Origin of the sequence: Parahaemophilus parainfluenzae, assembly GCF_001053575.1 — a bacterium.
In the GTDB taxonomy this organism is placed as follows: Bacteria; Pseudomonadota; Gammaproteobacteria; order Enterobacterales; family Pasteurellaceae; genus Haemophilus_D; species Haemophilus_D parainfluenzae_S.
On sequence record NZ_JVSL01000024.1, the window covers coordinates 1 to 21,144 of the forward strand.

The following is a 21,144-nucleotide window of genomic DNA, read 5'->3' on the forward strand; positions in this document are numbered from 1 at the left end:
GCAATACCAAAGTAAAGTGCCGCATTTTCCATCGTAAATCTGCCAGAGAGAATGGTTTGAATAACGCTATGTTTAAATTCAGGAGAATAAAGTCTTTTGCGGTGTAATACTGCTAATCCATTAGTGCCTGAATATTTGTATTGTGCAATCCAACATCTAACGGTTTTTGTCGCTAAATTGAAATGCTTCAATGTGAAAGCAAGGTTTTCGTGATGTTCGAAATAGAAATTCACGACTTGTTGTTTGAAAAGTTGATTGTATTTAGTCATAAAAAATCTGCACCTTAGTGAGTTGGTTGTTTAGTCCAACTTTTGGGGTGCAGATCAGTAATTTAAAAATCCCCTTTTAAAAGGGGATTTTTTAGCTTAAATCTACAATCGATCCATCATTTTTCAATAATTGTCTTTTCTTTTCGATATGATCTTCAATATAGGCTTTTGTATGTTCCTGAGAATCTATTATAATAGGAGGCATGATAAGATCCTTAAAAGACTGATATTCTAAATAATATCCACTAGATTTTAAACGTTTTCCTTTAATTTCAATAAAACCATTTTCAAGAGAGATATCTTCAGAAACAATTTTATCTAATCCTCTAGGTAGGCTTTCTATTAAATCATATAAAGATATCTTTTTATCATTTTCAATAATAAAAATTTCATTTGTCAGTGCACTAAATTGAAGTTCATCTGTTTTTTCAGTTATCTTGGGTATAAAGTTAATTATCCTGCAAGGTAGATGAGCAGTGCCTTGAATATTAATTTCTCTTAAAAGAGACGTTCCATCATCTAGAGTCCAATCATCGTTTTGAGGCTCTCGGATAGTGAATAATCCAATATTATTATACTCAGCTTTATTTTTTGCTCCTTGTTGATAACCCACCTTTGTTGCAAAAATACCTCTTAATCCTGGTATATCTAAGATTTTAGAAACAAAAGCATCAATTTTATCAATGGAAATAGGTGATGAATAATCTTTGCATTCGATAACATTTTTATATAAATGTCCGCCAACTCTAAATTCCCAATAAACATCGAATTGCCTTTTATTTCCCATTCGGTCATGAAGAATCTTATTTTGTTCTACCGTGATGGTTTCCCTACCCTCCATATTTAATAGAATTTGTTGTACATCTCTAACAAATAATTCGTATTCTTTACCTGTATTTTTCATATAGAAAGATTCTCTTAAATTAAACGGTGGGATAAATCCCACCCTATAAGCGGTTAATTTTCAATAAGCTTTTACTTCATCACCACACCTAACCATTTCATCATCTCTCTCTCATCCCAACCTTTACGTTTGGTATAATCTTGAGCTTGGTCTTCATCAATGCGACCAAGTGTGAAATAGTTACTTGCAGGGTGGGTGAAGTACCAACCGCAGACGGAAGCCGCCGGCCACATGGCGTAGCTTTCGGTGAGTTTCATGCCGATGCGTTGTTCGACTTCTAATAAATCCCAAATCAAGGCTTTTTCCGTGTGTTCAGGGCAGCTTGGATAACCCGGAGCAGGACGGATGCCGACATAGTTTTCGTTGATTAAACCTTGGTTATCGAATTCCTCTTGCGTGTAACCCCAAATGCGGGTGCGAAGCTCAAAGTGCAAATATTCCGCCATGGCTTCCGCTAAGCGGTCGCCCACGGCTTGTAGCAGGATAGCATTGTAGTCATCGCCCGCTGCTTTATAGCCTTCCACTAATGCCATTTCTTCAATACCCGCACAGACGGCGAACATCCCCATCCAGTCTTTTTTGCCGCTTTCGCGATCCGCAATAAAGTCACTTAGGGCAAAGTTAAACGGACTTTTGCTGTTTTTGCCACGTTCTGTTTGCTGGCGTAAGCCATAAGCCGTGCCAATGGGTTGTGTGTGTTCTTCATCAGAGAAAAGCACGACATCATCGCCTACACGTTCTGCAGGGAAAATGCCTAAAATACCGCTTGGGTTGAGTTTATGGTTTTGCTCTAATTCATCTAAAACCACTTGTGCATCGTTCCACACTTTGCGAGCTTCTTCGCCGCCTTCTGGATAATCAAAGGCATCAGGATAGCCGCCCATCAAGCCCCAAATGCGGAAGAATGGCGACCAGTCGATGAATTTTCGTAATTCAGCAATCGGCACATTTTTAAATTCTACAATGCCCGTTTGATTTGGTTTTGGCGGCACGTAATCAGCCCATTCACCACTAAAGCCATCAAAGCGGTTTGCACGTGCTTCTTCAATGCTTAGTTGCTTACGAAGTGGTTTACGGTTAGAGAAAGACTGCTGAATTTTCTCGTAATCTTTCTTGAATTGTTCCCACAATGCCGCACGGCTTTCTGGGTTCATCAAGGTCGCGCACACCGTTACCGCACGGGAGGCATTTGAGGTATAAAATACGCCGTGTTCTTTATATTTTGGATAAAGTTTAATCGCCGTATGTTCTTTAGAAGTGGTTGCACCGCCAATCATCACAGGCAGATTTAAACCTAAGCGAGTCATTTCACCCAAGAAGTATTCCATTTCATCTAGAGAAGGGGTAATCAAACCACTTAATGCGATGATGTCCGCTTTTTCATCAATAGCGGTTTGAATGATTTTGTCCGCTGGCACCATCACGCCCAAGTCAATTACTTCAAAGTTATTACATTGCATTACCACGCTCACGATATTTTTACCGATGTCGTGCACGTCGCCTTTTACGGTTGCAATCACCACTTTACCGTTGCTTGAACCTTTTTGTTTGGTGGCGTTGATGAATGGCTCTAAATACGCCACAGATTGTTTCATCACGCGCGCAGATTTTACCACTTGTGGGAGGAACATTTTACCGTCACCGAATAAATCACCGACTACGTCCATACCTGCCATCAACGGGCCTTCAATCACATCTAATGGACTTGGTAAGGTTTGGCGAGCTTCTTCCGTATCTTCCACGATGTAAGTGGTAATCCCTTTCACCAGCGCGTGTTTTAAACGTTCTTCCACTGGCCAAGTGCGCCATTCAGCCACAGAATCAGCCGCACTTTCATCGTTGCCTTGATTGCGATATTTTTCTGCAATATCGAGTAATTTTTCGGTGGCATCAGGGCTGCGGTTTAATACTGCATCTTCCACGATTTCACGCAATTCAGGAGCGAGATCGTCATAAATCGCAAGTTGTCCTGCATTCACAATCCCCATATCCATGCCTTGTTTGATAGCGTGATAGAGGAAGACGGCGTGAATGGCTTCACGCATCACGTTGTTACCACGGAATGAGAAAGACACATTCGACACCCCGCCTGAGATTTTCGCATGCGGTAGCGCACGTTTGATACGACCTGTAGCGTTGATGAAATCTACACCGTAGTTGTTGTGTTCTTCAATCCCCGTACCGATGGCAAAAATATTCGGGTCGAAAATAATGTCTTCTGGTGGGAAGCCGACTTGGTTTACTAACATGTCATAAGCACGGCTACAAATTTCAACTTTGCGATCTTCAGTATCGGCTTGACCCACTTCGTCAAACGCCATCACCACCACAGCTGCACCGTATTTACGCACCAATTTAGCCTGATGAATAAATTTTTCCTCGCCTTCCTTTAAGGAAATAGAGTTCACAATCGGTTTACCTTGTACCGACTGTAAACCCGCCTCAATCACTTCCCATTTAGAAGAGTCAATCATGACTGGCACTTTGGCTGCATCAGGTTCCGTCGCCATAATGTTGAGAAAACGGGTCATGCATTTTTTGCCGTCGAGCAAGGCTTCGTCCATGTTCACGTCGATCACTTGCGCGCCGTTTTCTACTTGATCGATAGCAATTTCAATGGCTTCGGCAAATTTGTCTTCTTTAATTAAGCGTTTGAATTTTGCTGAACCTGTCACGTTATTACGTTCGCCCACGTTCACAAATAGGCTTTCATCATCAATATTGAGTGGTTCTAAGCCGGATAAACGCATCGCAGTTTTAATTTCAGGCAATTTACGCGGCGCAATCCCTTGCATGGCATCCGCAAAGGCTTTTATGTGCTCTGGCGTCGTACCACAACAACCGCCGACAATGTTCACAAAGCCACTTTCAGCCCACTCTTTAAGATGTGCAGCCATCTCTTCAGCACCTAGATCATAGCCACCAAAGGCATTTGGTAAGCCTGCATTTGGATGGACGGAAACATAGGTTTCGCTGATTTTAGAGAGTTGTTCAACATATTGGCGAAGTTCTTTCGGGCCTAGCGCACAGTTCAAACCAAAAGTCAGTGGTTTAGCATGACGAAGCGAGTTGTAGAACGCTTCAGTGGTTTGCCCAGAAAGCGTACGACCAGAAGCATCGGTAATGGTGCCGGAGATCATGATCGGCAATTCCACACCTAATTCTTCAAATATGGTTTCAATGGCGAAAATGGCGGCTTTTGCGTTTAACGTGTCGAAAATGGTTTCGATCATGATCAAATCAGCACCACCTTTAATTAAACCTTTAGTTGCCTCAGCATAGGCATCGACCAATTCCATAAAGGTCACATTACGGAAACCCGGATCGTTTACATCAGGAGAAATAGAGGCGGTACGGTTAGTTGGCCCTAATACACCTGCAACAAAGCGAGGTTTTTCTGGTGTGCTATATTTATCTGCGGCTAAACGCGCTAGTTTTGCCCCTGCAAAATTCAGTTCGTAGGCAATAGACTGTAAATCATAATCCGCTTGCGCAATGGTGGTAGAACTGAAAGTATTGGTTTCAATAATATCGGCGCCCGCTTGTAAGTATTTCTCATGAATCGCAGAAATTAACAGCGGTTGGGTCAAGGTGAGCAAGTCATTATTGCCACGTAAATCAACCGCACTTTCTTTAAAACGCTCGCCTCTAAAATCAGCCTCAGTAAGTTTGTATTTTTGGATCATCGTTCCCATCGCACCATCTAAAATGAGGATGCGTTCAGCGAGGGATTTTTTCAGTAATTCGGTTTGATTATGTGACATAGACAGCTCTTTTTAAAATCAATCAATATTGGTCGGAATAATAGGGATAAGCATGGGTACTGTCAAATAAAAGGGGAGAAAGTGCGGTAAAAAAATGGAATGTTTTCAAAAAGAAAGGCGGACAATGTGTCCGCCGAATGGTTAGCAATATTTGCTGTCCGAGTAAAAAAACAGATTAACGTAAAAATGCCGGAATATTTTTTTCGTATTCACTGATGGCATTTTCGTGTTGTAACGTCAAACCGATGTTATCCAAGCCGTTTAACAAACAATGACGGCGGAATTCATCCAGTTCAAAGTGATAGACTTTGTCACCTACAGTGACGGTCATCGCTTCCAAATCTACATGGATTTGTTTGCCTTCATTTGCCCACACCCATTGGAAGATTTCTTCTACTTCTTCTTCGCTTAAACGAATCGGTAACATGTGGTTGTTTAAGCTGTTGTTATAGAAAATATCTGCAAAACTTGGTGCGATCATCACTTTGAAACCGTAATCGGCTAATGCCCAAGGCGCGTGTTCACGAGAAGAACCGCAACCAAGGTTTTTACGTGCTAATAAAATGGTCGCGCCTTGATATTGTGGATAATTTAATACGAAATCTGGATTTGGTTTAGTGCCTTCTACATCCAAATAACGCCATTCATGGAATAAGTGTTTGCCGAAACCTACGCGCGTAATCGCTTGTAAAAATTGTTTTGGAATAATCGCATCCGTATCCACGTTTGCTGCATCCAATGGCACTACTAAGCCTGAAAGTTGTTTAAATCCTGCCATTTTCTGCTCCTTAGTTTAATGTCACATCACGAATATCAACGAATTTACCGAACATTCCCGCTGCGGCAGCCATGGCAGGACTCACCAAGTGGGTACGACCGTTACGACCTTGGCGACCTTCAAAGTTACGGTTTGAAGTGGAAGCACAACGTTCCCATTCGCCTAAACGGTCATCGTTCATCCCTAAGCACATTGAGCAGCCCGGATTACGCCATTCAGCCCCCGCTTCGATAAAGATTTTATCTAAGCCTTCTTTTTCTGCTTGTTCTTTCACTAAACCGGAACCTGGTACCACTAAAATACGTTTTACGTTATCGGCTTTTTTGCGCCCTTTCATCACAGCCGCTGCCGCACGTAAATCTTCGATACGAGCATTAGTACAAGAACCGATAAAGACTTGATCTACAGGGATATCTTTTAAATCAGTGTTAGCGTCTAAGCCAATATAATTCAAGGCTTTTTCTGCTGAAGCACGAGTCACAGGATCGGTCATTTCTGCTGGGTTTGGCACTGGCTGATCGATACCGATTACTTGGCCTGGGTTTGTTCCCCAAGTTACCTGTGGCGCAATATCTTTCGCTTCTAATGTGATGACCGTGTCAAATTTCGCATCATCATCGGATTTTAAGGTTTTCCAATAAGCAACTGCATCATCCCAATCTTTCCCTTTCGGGGCATGTGGACGACCTTTTAAGTATTCGAAAGTCGTTTCATCTGGTGCGATTAAGCCCGCTTTCGCGCCCATTTCAATCGCCATATTACAAACGGTCATACGGCCTTCCATAGAAAGGTCACGAATCGCTTCACCGCAGAATTCCACTACATGGCCTGTACCGCCCGCCATAGTTGTTTTACCGATAATGGCAAGAATAATGTCTTTTGCGGTAATGCCTGGCGCGACTTTGCCGCGCACTTCAATTTTCATATTTTTTGCGCGAGCTTGTTTTAAGGTTTGTGTGGCTAATACGTGTTCTACTTCAGATGTACCGATACCAAATGCCAAAGCACCGAACGCACCATGAGTGGCGGTATGAGAGTCACCACAAACGATAGTCATGCCCGGTAAGGTTAAGCCTTGCTCAGGCCCCATCACATGCACGATACCTTGTTCCTTTGTAGTCATATCGAACAATTGAATACCGGTTGCTTTCGTGTTTTTTTCAAGTTCCAATACTTGAATTTTCGCTTGGCCTTCAAGTTTGTTCACATCACGTACTTGGGTAGAAATACTGTGATCCATGGTACCGAAAGTTTTACTGACTTGACGTACTTGGCGGCCAGCTACACGTAGACCATCAAAGGCTTGTGGACTGGTTACTTCATGGATTAAATGACGGTTAATATACAAAATCGGCGTTTCGCCTTCAGCTTCGTACACCACATGGGCATCGAATAGTTTCTCGTAGAGTGTTTTTGCCATAATTTTTCTCAATTCGTTAGGGGCTTTGTTAGAGTAGTAAGTTTTAAATTGTCTGTTGGTATTTTTCTAATCCATTCGCAACTTTAGATGGATAGAACTCTATCACTTGATAATCTGCTATTTGGTGTTGGTGAAATGGATCTTGTTCAATAATTTGATTTACTTCATCAAGATCTTTTGCATTCATAATAATGATTCCACCAGTTCTAGGTTCTTTACGCCCAGACATTAGAAACTTACCTTGTTGATAAAACTTATCTAAAAATGTTCTGTGTTCAGCTAGAAATTCTTCAATTTTCTCTAAAGGTTGAATATAGGTTAATGAAACGATAAACATATAATCTCCTTTGTTTCTAGGGCTGCTTGATCCTTTCTGTTAAATTTGTTAATGGTGGACAAAATGCCCACCCTACGATTAGATTGCTTCAGCAATCAATGTACCCATTTCTGCAGTTGAAACAGGGGCAGAATCATCGGCTAAATCACCGGTACGGTGACCATTTGCTAAGACTTTTTGTACGGCATTTTCAATTGCATCAGCCGCATCATTTAAGTTGAAGCTATAACGCAACATCATCGCGGCAGAAAGAATTTGTGCGATTGGGTTAGCAATGCCTTTGCCTGCGATATCTGGAGCAGAACCGCCAGCGGGTTCATATAAACCAAAACCTTCTTCATTTAAGCTAGCAGATGGTAACATCCCCATAGAACCCGTGATCATTGCCGCTTCATCAGAAATAATATCACCGAAAATGTTAGAGCAGAGGAGCACATCGAAAGACTCAGGCGCTTTGATTAATTGCATGGTCGCGTTGTCGATATAAATGTGATCTAAGGTGACTTCAGGGTAGTCTTTCGCCACTTCAGTTACGGTTTCACGCCATAAGATTGAGGCTTGTAGTACGTTAGCTTTATCCACAGAAGTGACGTGTTTACGACGTTTCATTGCCGCATCAAAAGCCGCACGCGCAATACGTTCGATTTCATATTTGTAATAAACTTCGGTATCGAATGCTTTGGTTTGCACACCTTCGCCTTCACGGCCTTTAGGCTGACCGAAATAAATCCCGCCCGTTAATTCACGCACAACCACCATATCAAACCCTTTCGCTGCAATATCTGCACGTAATGGACAGAATTTTTCGAGTCCTTTATAAAGGGTAGCAGGGCGAAGATTGCAGAATAATTTGAAATGTTTACGCAATGGTAATAATGCACCGCGTTCTGGTTGTTGATCCGGTGGTAAATTTGTCCATTTTGGGCCACCTACAGAGCCAAACAAAATCGCATCAGCATCATCACAACCTTTTAAGGTTTCTGCCGGTAATGGGCAACCACAATAATCAATTGCAGCACCACCCACATAAAACTCGTTAAAGTTAAGTTTGAAACCGAATTTTTCTTGGACTTTGTTTAATACTTTGATGGCTTCAGCCATCACTTCTGGACCAATACCGTCTCCCGGTAGAACAGCGATGTTGTATGATTGCATATTGTTTTTCCTATTTCAGTCACACCAAAGTGCGGTTAATTTTCTCCCCTCTTTTGTAAAGAGGGGCTGGGGGGAGATTTTTACGATATAAAATTCACTGCAGAGGTTGATGTTGCTTCTGCCAAATCTCCCCTAACCCCTCTTTGCTAAAGAGGGGGATTGGATTAATGATGTTTGTGGCTTTTAATATCGGCGACTTTATGCGCACGATAAATAGCATTAATTGCATGAACTAAAGCAAGCGCGGAAGATTCAACGATGTCTGTTGCTAAACCAACACCGTGGAATTTACGGCCTTCGTGTTCAACCACGATATCCACCTGACCTAAGGCTTCAGCACCTTCGCCTTTTGCAGTTAAGTTATAGTGGGACATTTTGATATCTAAGCCGGTTAAATTCAAGATCGCATTGTAAACTGCATCAACCGGACCATTACCACCGATAGAAGAGGTGCTTAATTTTTTACCATCTAATTCCACTTGAACAAACGCAGTTGCTGGATACTCTTTAGTGGAATGTGCAGAAAGTTTATCTAACACTAAACGATCTTCATCCCCTTGTTGCATATCAATAAATGCTAAGGCTTCTAAGTCATAATCGAACACTTGGCCTTTTTTGTCTGCCAATTTTAAGAACGCTTCATACAATTTATCTAAATCGTAATCTTGTTCGGTGTAGCCCATATCTGCCATGTGGCCTTTTACCGCGGCGCGACCAGAACGTGCGGTTAAGTTCAATTTCTCTTTCTTCAAGCCGATAGTTTCTGGTGACATGATTTCGTAGGTATTTTGGTTTTTTAACATACCATCTTGGTGAATACCGGATGAATGTGCGAAAGCATTTGAACCTACAATCGCTTTATTCGGTTGGATTGGCATGTTACAGAGTTGGCTCACCATTTGGCTGACACGATGAATTTCTTGTGTGTTGATACGTGTATCCACGCCCATGAATTCTTGGCGAACTTTCATTGCCATTACCACTTCTTCAAGTGAGGTATTACCTGCACGTTCACCAATGCCGTTGATAGTACATTCAATTTGACGTGCACCATTTTGTACAGCGGTTAAGGAGTTAGCTGTTGCCATACCCAAGTCATTGTGGCAATGTACGGAAATCACAGCTTTATCGATATTTGGTACGCGGTTACGTACTTCAGCAATAATATTGCCGAATTGATTAGGTAAGCAGAAACCAACAGTGTCAGGAATATTTACAGTTGTTGCACCTGCATTAATTGCCGCTTCAACAATACGACAAATATTGTCGATACCGGTACGGCCTGCATCTTCGCAAGAAAATTCGACATCGTCAGTATAATTACGTGCATGTTTTACTGCGGCTACAGCCATTTCAACCACATCATCAAAGGTACGTTTTAATTTGGCTTCAACGTGTAATGCTGAAACTGCAATAAATGTATGGATACGAAACGCTTCTGCCACTTTTAAGGCTTCAGCTGCAGCATCAATATCTTTAATTACTGCACGGGAAAGTGCTGCAACTCGACTATTTTTGATATGGCGTGCAATGGTTTGAACAGATTCAAAATCACCTTGAGAAGAAACCGGGAAACCGACTTCCATCACATCTACGCCGAGACGCTCAAGGGCTAAAGCAATCTGTAATTTCTCTTTAACGGTTAAGCTTGCTTTTAACGCTTGTTCGCCATCACGCAAGGTGGTATCAAAAATAATAACGCGATCTGTCATAGTATTTTCCTTCTTTTATCACTCAAAGTGCGGTCATTTTTACCGTGATTTTAAAACGAAAAAACCCGCAATCTTAAAAGTGCGGGTTGATAATAGATTTTTTACATAAAGGTGTTTTTTATCCACAACTTAGCCGCACAAAGAATGTGAGAGCAGGAGGTTGAGAGATAAAGAAACAGCTTGGTACATAAAAAGATAATCCTGTAAAAAATTCTGTAAAACGCTGTCCATATTACGGATAAAAATGTTGCTGTCAAATCATTTATCAGTGATTTATATCTAAAATAAATATCTCAACATAATCTTAAAAGTTTATTTCTCTAAATATGAATCATTGCTCGGAATTAATCTCTGAAAATAGCTTTTAAGAAGCCATTTTTGTCCTGTTTTATTCCTTGTTTCTGGTATGCAGATTTTTTCTAAAATTTTTTCTCTTTTTGCGATCTGAATCGCAGAATTAAGACAAACTTTTCATTTTTTAAGACCAATTTTGCCATAATTCACTTTTTAAAGGAGAGAAAGATGAGCGATTTTACGTCAATTTTGCTGCGATTAGCTCAAGTGCCCAAATTGGGCAGTGTGCGGATTCAACAAATTTTGGCCCATGTGAATATAGAAGACTTATTAAATTATGATGAAGTGGCATTTCAGCAAATAGGCTGGGATGCTTTGCAGATTCGTCGTTGGTTTCAGCCGGAAATGAAATTTATTGAACCCGCTTTGAGCTGGGCCGAAAAAGAAGGCCATCATTTAATCCATTGTTTTTCAGATGACTATCCTTTTTTACTCAAACAAATTACTGGTTTTCCGCCCTTGTTATTTGTGAAAGGCAATTTGACCGCACTTTCTGCTCAGCAAATTGCCATGGTTGGAAGCCGTTATTGTTCGGCTTATGGTGAATATTGGGCAAAATATTTTGCGACAGAGCTTTCTCTTGCAGGATTGATGGTCACGAGTGGGCTGGCTTTAGGTATCGATGGATTTAGTCATCAAGCGGTGGTGGATATTCAAGGGCAGACCATTGCCGTATTGGGCAGCGGATTAGATCACATTTATCCCGCCAAACACCGCCGATTAGCCGAGCAAATTATCGAAAATAATGGGGCATTAGTTTCTGAATTTATCCCTACGCAAGCGCCGATTGCTGAAAATTTTCCTCGTCGTAATCGCATTATCAGCGGGCTTTCATTAGGAACGTTAGTGATTGAAGCCACAGAGAAAAGCGGTTCACTCATTACAGCACGCTATGCCTTAGAACAAAACCGCGACATTTTTGCGTTGCCAGGAAATATTCAAAGTGAATACAGTCAAGGCTGTCATAAACTGATTAAGCAAGGGGCGATGTTGGTAGAAAATGTTAAAGACATTTTAGATTGTCTTAATCATAACGTTGTTTTTCAGCCTCCAGTACATAATACGCAAATTAATAAGCCGATAGCTAAACCACTAACAGCAAAAACACCAACCGTGGAGCCAAGCCATCCTGAACTTTATCAACATATCAGTTATACACCGATAAGTCTTGATGATTTATCGGTTGCATTGAATTTGCCGGTGGATTTGCTTTTAGTGCAGTTATTAGATTTGGAGTTACAAGATTTAATCGTCAATGAGAATGGACTCTATAAGCGGATAGCATAAACGGGGTAGAGTGAGGAGGTAATCCTGTGCTAAGATACGGTTCAGTTTTAGAAAGGAGAACCTATGTTAGCCATTATTTCCCCGGCAAAAACCTTAGATTTTGAAAGTGCGGTCAGAAATCTTCCTGTTTCTCAACCGCACTTGACGGATTATAGTGAGCAACTGATTGAAATCTGTCGTCAATTATCTCCCCAAGATCTTTCTTCCTTAATGTCTATCAGCGACAAGCTTGCAGGATTAAATGCCGCTCGCTTTGCTGAATGGACAAAATCTCACAACGAAAAAAATTCACGCGCAGCCATTTGGGCATTCAAAGGTGATGTTTACACCGGTTTGGATGCGGATAGCTTAACTGATGAAGATGTGCAATTCGCACAACGCCATTTACGTATGCTTTCCGGTTTATATGGCTTACTTAAACCCCTTGATTTAATGCAACCTTACCGCTTGGAAATGGGCACGAAGTTAGCGAATCCCAAAGGAAAAGATCTTTATGCTTTTTGGGGGAACATCATTACTCAATCTGTGCAACAAGCGCTTGATGAGCAAGGCGATCGTGTTTTGATCAATTTAGCTTCTGATGAATACTATAAATCAGTAAAAGAAAACCAATTAGATGCACAAATTGTTAAGCCTGTTTTCTTAGATAATAAGAATGGTAAATACAAAGTAGTCAGCTTTTATGCAAAAAAAGCCCGTGGTTTAATGTGTCGTTTTATCATTCAAAATCGTTTGGAACGTGTTGAACAACTGAAAGAGTTCGACCTAGGTGGTTATTGGTTTGATTCGACATCCTCAACTGAAAAAGAATTTGTATTTAAGCGAGATATCAATGAATAAAATCCTGGTTATATTGACCGCACTTTTACTCTCAGGTTGTGCAGCAAAAGTGAGTCAGCTTCAAACTCCTGAAAAAATAGAGTACAACGGCAAAACTTATAAACTTACAGCAAGCCAAGATTTGGATACGATTGCGCGTTATGTTTATCTTGCAGAGCCTGATACCTTGGAAAATTGGCAATCTCAAATTGAAGTGTTGCTTGATCGTGATTTATCCCGTTCTATTGAGCAACGCGTAGCATTGCGTGAGAAGGTATACCGTAATTTAGGCGTGACAGATTTCAAAATTCTTGCGAATTCAACGAATCCGAAAAAGCCCGCTACTGAGTTAAATGGTTATGTCATTTATGCTCCGACAGAACAAAATCCGTCCTGGCAAGTGGATATTGCTAAGGGCAAAAATGTGCCACGTTGTGGTTTCGTGCAATACCAATATTCCCAAAAAATGGAAATGAAAAAGTTTCAGCGCTTAAGCAAAGTAAAAATTGTGAAAAATTTACAAAAGTATCTTGTCGCAAAAGAAAGTAAAACATTACAAAAAGCCGATCTTTCTTGGAAATGTGAAAGTTCTTTCCATCACTAAAACTTATACTAGATCAAATTCCACGTAAATTTTAAAAATTTTTCTAGAGCAGAAATAATGGATGGTGTAATCTTGACGCCAATTATTCTTAGAGTTCAAAGTAGGTAAATATGATTAAAAAAATTGCTGTATTAACCAGTGGTGGTGATGCACCAGGTATGAATGCTGCCATCCGTGGCGTTGTTCGTGCAGCTCTTGCAGAAGGGCTTGAAGTATTTGGAATTTATGACGGTTATCAAGGTCTATATAACAATAAAATCAAACAGTTAAACCGTTATAGTGTGTCCGATATTATTAATCGTGGCGGTACATTCTTAGGCTCTGCGCGTTTCCCAGAATTTAAAGATCCTGCAGTACGTGAAAAATGTGCAGAAATTTTACGTTCCCATGGCATTGATGCCTTAGTTGTTATCGGTGGTGACGGTTCTTACATGGGGGCGAAATTGCTCACAGAAGAACATGGTTTCCCTTGTGTGGGTATTCCAGGTACGATTGATAATGATGTGGCGGGTACGGATTACACAATCGGTTACGAAACAGCGTTACAAACAGCCGTTGATGCGATTGACCGTTTACGTGACACCTCAAGTTCTCACCAACGTATTTCTATCGTAGAAATCATGGGCCGTCACTGTAGTGACTTGACTATTTCTGCAGGTATTGCCGGTGGTTGTGAATATATTGTGGCATCTGAAATGGAGTTTAATCGTGAAGAATTAATTCGCCAAATTGAACGCAGTATTATTCGTGGAAAACGCCACGCCATCATTGCGATTACTGAGCTAATCACTGACGTGCATTCTCTCGCTCGTGAGATTGAAGCGCGCGTAGGCCATGAAACCCGTGCAACCGTATTAGGCCATATTCAACGTGGTGGTTCACCTTGTGCCTTCGACCGTATTTTAGCTTCACGTATGGGCGTATATGCGGTAGATATATTGCTACAAGGTAAAGGTGGCTACTGTGTGGGTATTCAAAATGAAAAATTAGTTCACCATGATATTATTGATGCAATCAACAATATGCGCCGTGAATTTAAAGCAGATTGGTTAGAAATGGCTAAACGCTTAGAATAATCTTTTAAAGGTTATTTAAAACAAAAGAAATCGGGCTAAAACAATCATTGTTTTAGCCCGATTTTTATATGCTTAGATTAGGCTTTTAGTTTATTTTTCTTACGTTGCAAAATTAAAAAACGACAATCATAAGGATTATCTGCATCCGCTTGACGATATTCTTCAAACTCGATGTTCCATTCTGCCCAATTAATTTCAGGGAAGAAGGTATCGCCATCAATGTCAGCTTGAATTTGCGTGAGGTATAGTTTATCTGCTTTAGGTAAATATTGTTTAAATAACTCGCCGCCGCCAATCAACATAATTTCATCAAATTCTTTGACAAAATTGACCGCACTTTCAAAATTCTCTTTCCAGATGACACCTTCATGTTCGTAAGGTGTACGTGAAAGGACAATATTGGTACGTTTCGGCAGTGGACGACCAATGCTTTCAAAGGTTTTACGTCCCATAATTACCGGTTTGCCCGTGGTATTTTTACGAAACCAGGCTAAATCGGCAGGTAAGTGCCAAGGCATTTGATTATCTTTTCCGATGACGTTATTTTTTGTTGTCGCAACGATCAAACTTAATGTCATATTTTCTATCCTATTTTTCTTTTTTTTGCACTATATCATAGCTATTCAGAAAATCTGAATTTGAGATGGTTTTTTTCGTGATTTTTATTTATTTTAGTGCTAATTTAACGCCAATTTACTATTTTTTTATTGAGGACAAACTATGTCGGCAAATCACAAAACAATCGTTGTAAAATTTGGTACCAGTACATTAACGCATGGTTCACCTAAATTAAATGCCCCTCACATGGTCGATATTGTTCGTCAGATTGCACAACTTCATCAAGCGGGTTTTCGTGTTGTGATTGTGACATCAGGTGCGATTGCAGCAGGACGACATTATTTAAATCATCCTCAACTTCCGCCAACCATTGCGTCAAAACAGCTTCTAGCCGCAGTAGGGCAGAGTCAGCTGATCCAAGCCTGGGAAAAATTATTTGCGATTTATGATATTCATATTGGACAAATTTTATTAACTCGTGCTGATATTGAAGACCGTGAACGTTTTTTAAATGCACGCGATACATTACATGCCCTGTTAGACAATCATATTATTCCTGTGATTAACGAGAATGATGCGGTGGCAACAGCTGAGATTAAAGTAGGAGATAATGATAACTTATCTGCATTAGTCGCGATTTTAGTGCAAGCGGAACAACTTTATTTATTAACGGATCAACAAGGTTTGTTCGAAAGTGATCCTCGTAAAAATCCAGATGCGAAATTAATTCCTGTGGTTGAGCAAATTACCGATCATATTCGTTCGATTGCAGGCGGTAGCGGTACAAAGCTTGGTACTGGCGGGATGAGTACAAAAATAATTGCGGCAGATGTGGCAACGCGTTCGGGTATAGAAACGATTATTGCGCCAGGTAGCCGACCTGATGTTATTGTGGATTTGGCTTACGATAAACCAATTGGCACTAAATTTATTGCTCATCACTCAGATCGTCTCGAAAGCCGTAAACAGTGGTTATTTGCCGCACCATCAGCGGGCATGCTGACGATTGATGAAGGCGCTGAAAATGCCATGTTAGTACAGAATAAATCGTTGCTGCCTGCAGGAATTACGGCTGTGGAAGGGCGTTTCTCACGCGGTGAAGTCGTCAAAATTAAAAATACTTCAGGTAAAGTGATTGCACTCGGTATGCCTCGTTATAACAGCGATGCGTTGGAATTAATCAAAGGGAAAAAATCTCAAGATATTGAGCAAATTCTTGGTTATGAGTACGGTGCAGTTGCGCTACATCGTGATGATATGATTGTGCTATAGCCTGTAATAGAAATCGGATCTCTCATATTTTCTGAACCTTCCTTTTATTTTGTCGGTCTATAAAACCATAAAAAGGGTGATAGCCCGATATTAAGTAGTAAAAGGAGACAACATGAGATTAATAACGACCGTTTTAGCTGTTGGGCTATTAAGCGCTTGTACGCAGGGCTATTATGTAAAACATCATAGCCCCATTTCAGTGAGCAAACACGTAAAACGTTTAAATACGACGGCTTGTCATGATAAAGATGACTGGTATTTAGATGGTTATCGTGTCGGGAAAGATTTCCAAGCACAAAGCCAATCTCAACTGAATAAACGAATTAACTTTTGTGGCCGACGAATACCTGAAGAATTACGAACCGCATGGTTTAATGGTTTTGATGCAGGTTCAAATGGTGTTCAGATTGATATAGAGGGTTATGATGAGGATGCGATCTTAACCTATGATTATGACGATGATGATCGTTATAGCGAAGACGAAGAAGAATAAAAAAGTGCGGTTAATTTTAACCGCACTTTTTCGTTTTAAAGGATGTCGAGTAATTCGACTTCAAACACTAAGGTTGAGAATGGTGGGATAGATGCGCCTGCACCACGTTCGCCGTAAGCCAGTTCGTGTGGAATAGTGAGTTTCCATTTAGAACCAACAGGCATCATTTGTAATGCTTCAACCCAACCACGAATTACGCCATTTACTGGGAATTCAGCCGGTGTACCACGTGCAACAGAGCTATCGAATACAGTACCATCTGGTAATGTACCTGTGTAGTGAACACGTACTTTGTCCGTTGCAGCTGGTTTGTTACCGTTACCTTCAGTTAAAATTTCGTATTGTAAACCGCTGTCAGTCACTTTTACGCCCGCTTTTTTCGCGTTTTCTTCTAAGAATTTTTTACCTTCTTCTTCAATCGCTTTGAATTGCGCTTGTTGTGCTTCAGCCGCTTGTTGTTGAAGCGCTTGAACAGAATGCATTAAATCATTAATTTCTAATGCAGGTTGATTGCGGTTTAACGCGTCGAAAATGCCTTTTGCTACCGCTTCAACAGAAATATCCATTTGGCTATCTGCTAATTGTTGACCGATTTGTAAACCGATACCGTAGCTGCCTTTTTCAGAAATACTTTCTAATTTTACTTGTTCAAAAATTTGAGCTGTCATTGTTTTTTCCTTTGTTGTAAAACTATTTTTTCAATGCCAAGATTTCACCCATGCGAACAGGTTCATCAACACTTAAATGATCGGCAATTTGCACTTGACCGGCTTGGAATAAATTAATTACGGTAGAACCAAGTTGGAACCAACCCATTTCTTGACCCTTGCTTAATTTAACCGCACTTTCACCTTCATAAGTCCAGACTTTCACTTCGTTATGACGTGGTGGGTTAATGACACCAGCCCAAACAGTGCCGATACTTGCAGTAATTGTTGCACCTACTAAGATTTGTACCATGGTGCCAAATTCAGTATCAAAGACACAAATCACACGTTCATTACGTGCGAAGAGGTTCGGCACATGTTTCGCTAAAAATGGATTGACGGAGAATAAATCACCCGGTACGTAAATCATTTTGCGAAGTGTACCATCACATGGCATATGCACACGGTGATAATCACGTGGTGATAAATAAGTGGTGACGAACTCCCCATTTTTAAAGGTCTCGGTTAAATCTTTATCTTCCGCTAATAAATCGTTTAAGCTGAAGAAGTGACCTTTTGCTTGTAATAGGCGGTCATCTTCAATGTGTCCACATTCACTTACACGGCCATCCGCAGGGCAGCAAAGTGCGGTAGGATTTTGGTTAATTGGACGTGCATTTTCTTTTAATGGACGGATAAAGAATTCATTAAAACTAGCGTAATCACTGAATTTTTCTTTTTCAGCAATGCTCATATCAATGTTGTATTTTTTTGCAAACGCTTTAATCACAAAATGTGTCACTGCGCCCCATTTTTGTTTAGCTAACCAACCTGCTGCTTGTGTCATATAGATTTGAGGCATCACATATTGAAATGCAACTTTTAGGCGTTGCCAATAAGAAATTGGGTTCATTGATTTCTCCAATAAGATTTAAAAGTCGGGCGATTATAACAACTTATTTCACTTGTGCAATGTTAGTTGATGTTTTTGCGTAAGATACAAGCAAGAAGCCGACATTTGTCGGCCTCTTTTTGCGTTTATAAAATCATTTTGACTAATTTGTCTGCTTGAATCCGAGCAAATTTTTTCAGCAGTTTTTGCACCGGTTCAGGATATTGCGTCAATTCTTCTAATTCAGAATAATCTTGCAATACTTTGGTATGTTGGCGGATGTGCGACAATTCTTGTTCCACTTGAGGCAGAAGTTCTTGTTTTGGATCGTGGATTAATAATCCATTTTCCGCATCTAAACGCCATGCGCGTGGGTTTAAGTTGTTTCCCGTTAAAAGAATATACTGGTTGTCCACCCAAACACCTTTGAGGTGATAAGTGTTATCGCCATCTTTCCATAAACGCACAGTTAAATGGCCATTTTTAATGTAAGCATCAAATTTCTCGCAGAAACGACGAAGATTGCTTTCATATAAATAAGGCAATGCACCTGCCATTTTAAACGGCTGATCTGGTGGAATATAGAAATCGTTCGCGACTTTATCACCCACGATAATTTCGACACGCTTTCCTTGCTCTAATAAGCGGGCAAGTTTACTTCTTAACGTGCGCGGGAAGTTGAAATAAGGGGTGCAAATCACCAATTTTTCCTGCACTTGTAAGAATAAATCTTCGATAACTTGATTTAATTCATTGCCGGATGCACCTAAACCAAAAAGTGGTGAAATGCTTAAAACATCGGAAAAACCAACCGCACTTTCTAACTGATATTCAGCATGGGCAGATAAGTTTTTACGATAAGCTTTTATTGCACTGCGAATTTCTTTGGTGCGAGGACGATTAGCTACATCTAATGGATGAACCGCGCTGAAATCCAATAAATAATCATTGATGAAATTAACCATAGAGTCTGCCAATGCAGCATTATGGATTTTTTGATAGCGGTCGTAACGGTATTTATCTTGTTGTTGTAAATACACATTATTGATACTTGCGCCGCTATAAAGCACGGTATCGTCAAAGACAAAGCCTTTAATATGCAACACGCCGAAGACTTCACGGGTATTAATTGGCACACCGAAGAACATATTCGGTTCATCGGGAAGTTGATAGGTTTGGCGTTGTTCACAATACCAATCAGCGTTAGTAGCAGATTTTTCTGCACCGAGTAAATTGCGTTGTCCGCGATGCCAATCCACTAAAATTTTCACATCCAATTCTGGATGATCTTGTTTTACGCGATAAATTTCATTGAGAATTTCTTGTCCCGCTTCATCTTTTTGCCAATAAAGTGCGGTCACGTAAATGCGTTTTTTAGCTTGGCGAATTAATTCTATAATTTGTGCTTTGAATTCAAGCGGACTAAACAGAAACTCAACCTGTTCTGCCTGTAAAGGAAGAAAAGGCAAATTTTTTAAATTTTGTTCTGCTCGTTTAGCTTTATTGATTAACATAATCGATCTCTACACTAAAAATTAATGCTCTAGTTTACAATATTTCCCTTGTGGATTGATAGAAAAAAGGTTTTTTTTCGTTATAATGCTCACAAATTTTCGCATTTTTTGGCGAATTATTATCCAATTTTTCCTTCGAGAAGCAAATTATGAGCAATTCACGCAAACCATCATTCCAAACAAATTCCGCCAAATCTTTTCAAGAGCGTAGCCCAAAACGTACATTTAATGACAAAGAACGTCGCTTTGATGATCGTCGTAATAATGAAAAACGTGGGGGAAATCGACCGCACTTCGATAAAAAACGGGATGATCGCAAACCTTCTCGTGGCTTCCAACAGCAAGAAGTGAGAGAACCGAAAATTGCTGAACTTTCATTAAATAAAGCGAATGGTGAAAGGGGCTCGGTAAAAGTAACAGTGAAAAGTACTGGCGTGAGTTATAAACCGAAAGAAAAGAAAACGGGCGCATTATCACCACGAGCACCGGAGAAAATTAAAAAGAACCGTGCTGAAGAAATGAAAGTGTATGGTGAAAATGCGTGCTTAGAATTGTTTGCTGAACGTCCAGAGAGCATTGTTCGCGTATGGGCAACGGTGCAAATGGCGCATAGAATTGGCGAGATTTTCAGTTATTTAGCCGCGAATAAAAAAGTGTATCACGTGGTGGACAGCGATGAGCTAAGCTTAGTAAGTGGCACTGAGCATCATGGTGGCATTTGTATGCTAGTGAAGAAGCAACGTACTTTCTCTTTACAAGGTTATTTAGATGTCCCGCGTCAAGAAGACTGCTTAGTGGTGCTTGATCAAGTCAACAATGCGCAGAACTTAGGTGGCGTTGTGCGTACTTGCGCCTTCTATGGCATTAAAAATGTGGTAACAAATCAAGTTGAACAGCTTTATGCACCGGCTGCGATGCGTGTAGCTGAAGGCGGAATGGAGCATATTCGTATTTTAGAAACAGAAAGTACTGAAATTGCGTTAGAGGCTTTACGTAAGGCGGGTTATCAGATTATTCATGTCTCAACCAATAAACAAGGCGTTGCGTTGGAACAACTTAAATTTGCCGAGAAAGTCGCGTTGGTATTGAGTGAAGGTAGTACGGATGATATTCGTGAGAAAGAAGATGTAAATGTGCGTCTTTCTTTAAGTAATCCATTAAAAGCAGGATTAAATATTGCGGTAAATACAGGGATTTTATTAGCACATTGGTATGTGAAATAACCTCAAGTGCGGTTATTTTTACACTTATTTTCAAGGCTGGCAGATGTCAGCCTTTTTCTTTTTTAA

General features: G+C 40.4%; 18 protein-coding genes and 1 pseudogene. 7 read left to right on the plus strand and 12 right to left on the minus strand.

What is annotated here, in order from left to right; translation table 11 throughout:
* The 8 genes and pseudogenes from AC979_RS04970 to leuA all read right to left on the minus strand — a co-directional run.
* Positions 1 to 269: pseudogene (locus tag AC979_RS04970) on the minus strand (IS3 family transposase); the annotation flags it as partial.
* A 91-nt stretch (positions 270 to 360) separates the two neighbouring features.
* The gene (locus AC979_RS04975) at positions 361 to 1,173 is read right to left on the minus strand and encodes a restriction endonuclease (RefSeq protein ID WP_049373125.1); all 813 of its coding nucleotides are present in this window, start codon (positions 1,171 to 1,173) and stop codon (positions 361 to 363) included.
* Between the two features lie 71 nt (positions 1,174 to 1,244).
* On the minus strand, positions 1,245 to 4,937 hold the full coding sequence (metH, locus tag AC979_RS04980) for a methionine synthase (protein WP_049373127.1): 3,693 nt from the start codon (positions 4,935 to 4,937) through the stop codon (positions 1,245 to 1,247).
* 175 nt (positions 4,938 to 5,112) lie between these two features.
* Positions 5,113 to 5,715 carry a 3-isopropylmalate dehydratase small subunit gene (gene leuD, locus AC979_RS04985; RefSeq protein WP_049373129.1) on the minus strand — a complete coding sequence of 201 codons (603 nt, stop codon included), beginning with the start codon at positions 5,713 to 5,715 and terminating at the stop codon, positions 5,113 to 5,115.
* Positions 5,716 to 5,725: 10 nt separating this feature from the next.
* Complete coding sequence (gene leuC / locus AC979_RS04990) at positions 5,726 to 7,135, minus strand: 3-isopropylmalate dehydratase large subunit (protein ID WP_049373131.1); 1,410 nt, start codon at positions 7,133 to 7,135, stop codon at positions 5,726 to 5,728.
* Between the two features lie 43 nt (positions 7,136 to 7,178).
* Positions 7,179 to 7,472: a YciI family protein gene (locus AC979_RS04995; RefSeq protein WP_049373133.1), complete on the minus strand. Its 294-nt coding sequence runs from the start codon at positions 7,470 to 7,472 to the stop codon at positions 7,179 to 7,181.
* A 78-nt stretch (positions 7,473 to 7,550) separates the two neighbouring features.
* Positions 7,551 to 8,627, minus strand: a complete 1,077-nt coding sequence (leuB, locus tag AC979_RS05000) for a 3-isopropylmalate dehydrogenase (RefSeq protein ID WP_049373134.1) — start codon at positions 8,625 to 8,627, stop codon at positions 7,551 to 7,553.
* A 164-nt stretch (positions 8,628 to 8,791) separates the two neighbouring features.
* Positions 8,792 to 10,339 (minus strand): 2-isopropylmalate synthase, encoded by a 1,548-nt coding sequence (leuA, locus tag AC979_RS05005; protein WP_005696823.1) that lies wholly within the window; start codon positions 10,337 to 10,339, stop codon positions 8,792 to 8,794.
* A gap of 522 nt (positions 10,340 to 10,861) precedes the next feature.
* Between leuA and dprA the strand changes: the two genes are divergently transcribed.
* From dprA to pfkA, 4 genes are all read left to right on the plus strand, one after another.
* On the plus strand, positions 10,862 to 11,980 hold the full coding sequence (gene dprA / locus AC979_RS05010) for a DNA-processing protein DprA (protein ID WP_049373135.1): 1,119 nt from the start codon (positions 10,862 to 10,864) through the stop codon (positions 11,978 to 11,980).
* A 63-nt stretch (positions 11,981 to 12,043) separates the two neighbouring features.
* The gene (gene yaaA, locus AC979_RS05015) at positions 12,044 to 12,820 is read left to right on the plus strand and encodes a peroxide stress protein YaaA (protein WP_049373137.1); all 777 of its coding nucleotides are present in this window, start codon (positions 12,044 to 12,046) and stop codon (positions 12,818 to 12,820) included.
* On the plus strand, positions 12,813 to 13,403 hold the full coding sequence (locus AC979_RS05020) for a hypothetical protein (RefSeq protein ID WP_049373139.1): 591 nt from the start codon (positions 12,813 to 12,815) through the stop codon (positions 13,401 to 13,403). Before yaaA ends, AC979_RS05020 begins: the two co-directional genes overlap by 8 nt.
* Before the next feature lie 110 nt (positions 13,404 to 13,513).
* Positions 13,514 to 14,479 (plus strand): 6-phosphofructokinase, encoded by a 966-nt coding sequence (gene pfkA / locus AC979_RS05025; protein ID WP_049373141.1) that lies wholly within the window; start codon positions 13,514 to 13,516, stop codon positions 14,477 to 14,479.
* A gap of 77 nt (positions 14,480 to 14,556) precedes the next feature.
* On the opposite strand, the gene folA is transcribed toward pfkA, so the two are convergent.
* The gene (gene folA, locus AC979_RS05030) at positions 14,557 to 15,057 is read right to left on the minus strand and encodes a type 3 dihydrofolate reductase (RefSeq protein ID WP_049373142.1); all 501 of its coding nucleotides are present in this window, start codon (positions 15,055 to 15,057) and stop codon (positions 14,557 to 14,559) included.
* 142 nt (positions 15,058 to 15,199) lie between these two features.
* Between folA and proB the strand changes: the two genes are divergently transcribed.
* Positions 15,200 to 16,309: a glutamate 5-kinase gene (proB, locus tag AC979_RS05035; protein WP_049373143.1), complete on the plus strand. Its 1,110-nt coding sequence runs from the start codon at positions 15,200 to 15,202 to the stop codon at positions 16,307 to 16,309.
* 112 nt (positions 16,310 to 16,421) lie between these two features.
* On the plus strand, positions 16,422 to 16,802 hold the full coding sequence (locus AC979_RS05040; RefSeq protein ID WP_049373144.1) for a hypothetical protein: 381 nt from the start codon (positions 16,422 to 16,424) through the stop codon (positions 16,800 to 16,802).
* A gap of 35 nt (positions 16,803 to 16,837) precedes the next feature.
* Here the strand turns inward: AC979_RS05040 and AC979_RS05045 are convergent, their stop codons facing one another.
* The 3 genes from AC979_RS05045 to pssA all read right to left on the minus strand — a co-directional run bounded on the left by AC979_RS05045 (position 16,838) and on the right by pssA (position 19,855).
* Positions 16,838 to 17,470, minus strand: a complete 633-nt coding sequence (locus tag AC979_RS05045; protein WP_005699831.1) for an FKBP-type peptidyl-prolyl cis-trans isomerase — start codon at positions 17,468 to 17,470, stop codon at positions 16,838 to 16,840.
* 22 nt (positions 17,471 to 17,492) lie between these two features.
* Entirely contained in the window at positions 17,493 to 18,362 is an 870-nt protein-coding gene (asd, locus tag AC979_RS05050) for an archaetidylserine decarboxylase (RefSeq protein WP_049373146.1), read from the minus strand.
* 125 nt (positions 18,363 to 18,487) lie between these two features.
* On the minus strand, positions 18,488 to 19,855 hold the full coding sequence (pssA, locus tag AC979_RS05055; protein WP_049373147.1) for a CDP-diacylglycerol--serine O-phosphatidyltransferase: 1,368 nt from the start codon (positions 19,853 to 19,855) through the stop codon (positions 18,488 to 18,490).
* 149 nt (positions 19,856 to 20,004) lie between these two features.
* Between pssA and AC979_RS05060 the strand changes: the two genes are divergently transcribed.
* Positions 20,005 to 21,078 carry a tRNA/rRNA methyltransferase gene (locus AC979_RS05060; protein ID WP_049373148.1) on the plus strand — a complete coding sequence of 358 codons (1,074 nt, stop codon included), beginning with the start codon at positions 20,005 to 20,007 and terminating at the stop codon, positions 21,076 to 21,078.
* Positions 21,079 to 21,144 lie beyond the last annotated feature (66 nt).

Coding starts and splice junctions, on each gene's coding strand:
- AC979_RS04975 (WP_049373125.1), bottom strand. CDS start 1,173: ATGAAAAATACAGGTAAAGAATACGAATTATTTGTTAGAGATGTACAA.
- metH (WP_049373127.1), bottom strand. CDS start 4,937: ATGTCACATAATCAAACCGAATTACTGAAAAAATCCCTCGCTGAACGC.
- leuD (WP_049373129.1), bottom strand. CDS start 5,715: ATGGCAGGATTTAAACAACTTTCAGGCTTAGTAGTGCCATTGGATGCA.
- leuC (WP_049373131.1), bottom strand. CDS start 7,135: ATGGCAAAAACACTCTACGAGAAACTATTCGATGCCCATGTGGTGTAC.
- AC979_RS04995 (WP_049373133.1), bottom strand. CDS start 7,472: ATGTTTATCGTTTCATTAACCTATATTCAACCTTTAGAGAAAATTGAA.
- leuB (WP_049373134.1), bottom strand. CDS start 8,627: ATGCAATCATACAACATCGCTGTTCTACCGGGAGACGGTATTGGTCCA.
- leuA (WP_005696823.1), bottom strand. CDS start 10,339: ATGACAGATCGCGTTATTATTTTTGATACCACCTTGCGTGATGGCGAA.
- dprA (WP_049373135.1), top strand. CDS start 10,862: ATGAGCGATTTTACGTCAATTTTGCTGCGATTAGCTCAAGTGCCCAAA.
- yaaA (WP_049373137.1), top strand. CDS start 12,044: ATGTTAGCCATTATTTCCCCGGCAAAAACCTTAGATTTTGAAAGTGCG.
- AC979_RS05020 (WP_049373139.1), top strand. CDS start 12,813: ATGAATAAAATCCTGGTTATATTGACCGCACTTTTACTCTCAGGTTGT.
- pfkA (WP_049373141.1), top strand. CDS start 13,514: ATGATTAAAAAAATTGCTGTATTAACCAGTGGTGGTGATGCACCAGGT.
- folA (WP_049373142.1), bottom strand. CDS start 15,057: ATGACATTAAGTTTGATCGTTGCGACAACAAAAAATAACGTCATCGGA.
- proB (WP_049373143.1), top strand. CDS start 15,200: ATGTCGGCAAATCACAAAACAATCGTTGTAAAATTTGGTACCAGTACA.
- AC979_RS05040 (WP_049373144.1), top strand. CDS start 16,422: ATGAGATTAATAACGACCGTTTTAGCTGTTGGGCTATTAAGCGCTTGT.
- AC979_RS05045 (WP_005699831.1), bottom strand. CDS start 17,470: ATGACAGCTCAAATTTTTGAACAAGTAAAATTAGAAAGTATTTCTGAA.
- asd (WP_049373146.1), bottom strand. CDS start 18,362: ATGAACCCAATTTCTTATTGGCAACGCCTAAAAGTTGCATTTCAATAT.
- pssA (WP_049373147.1), bottom strand. CDS start 19,855: ATGTTAATCAATAAAGCTAAACGAGCAGAACAAAATTTAAAAAATTTG.
- AC979_RS05060 (WP_049373148.1), top strand. CDS start 20,005: ATGAGCAATTCACGCAAACCATCATTCCAAACAAATTCCGCCAAATCT.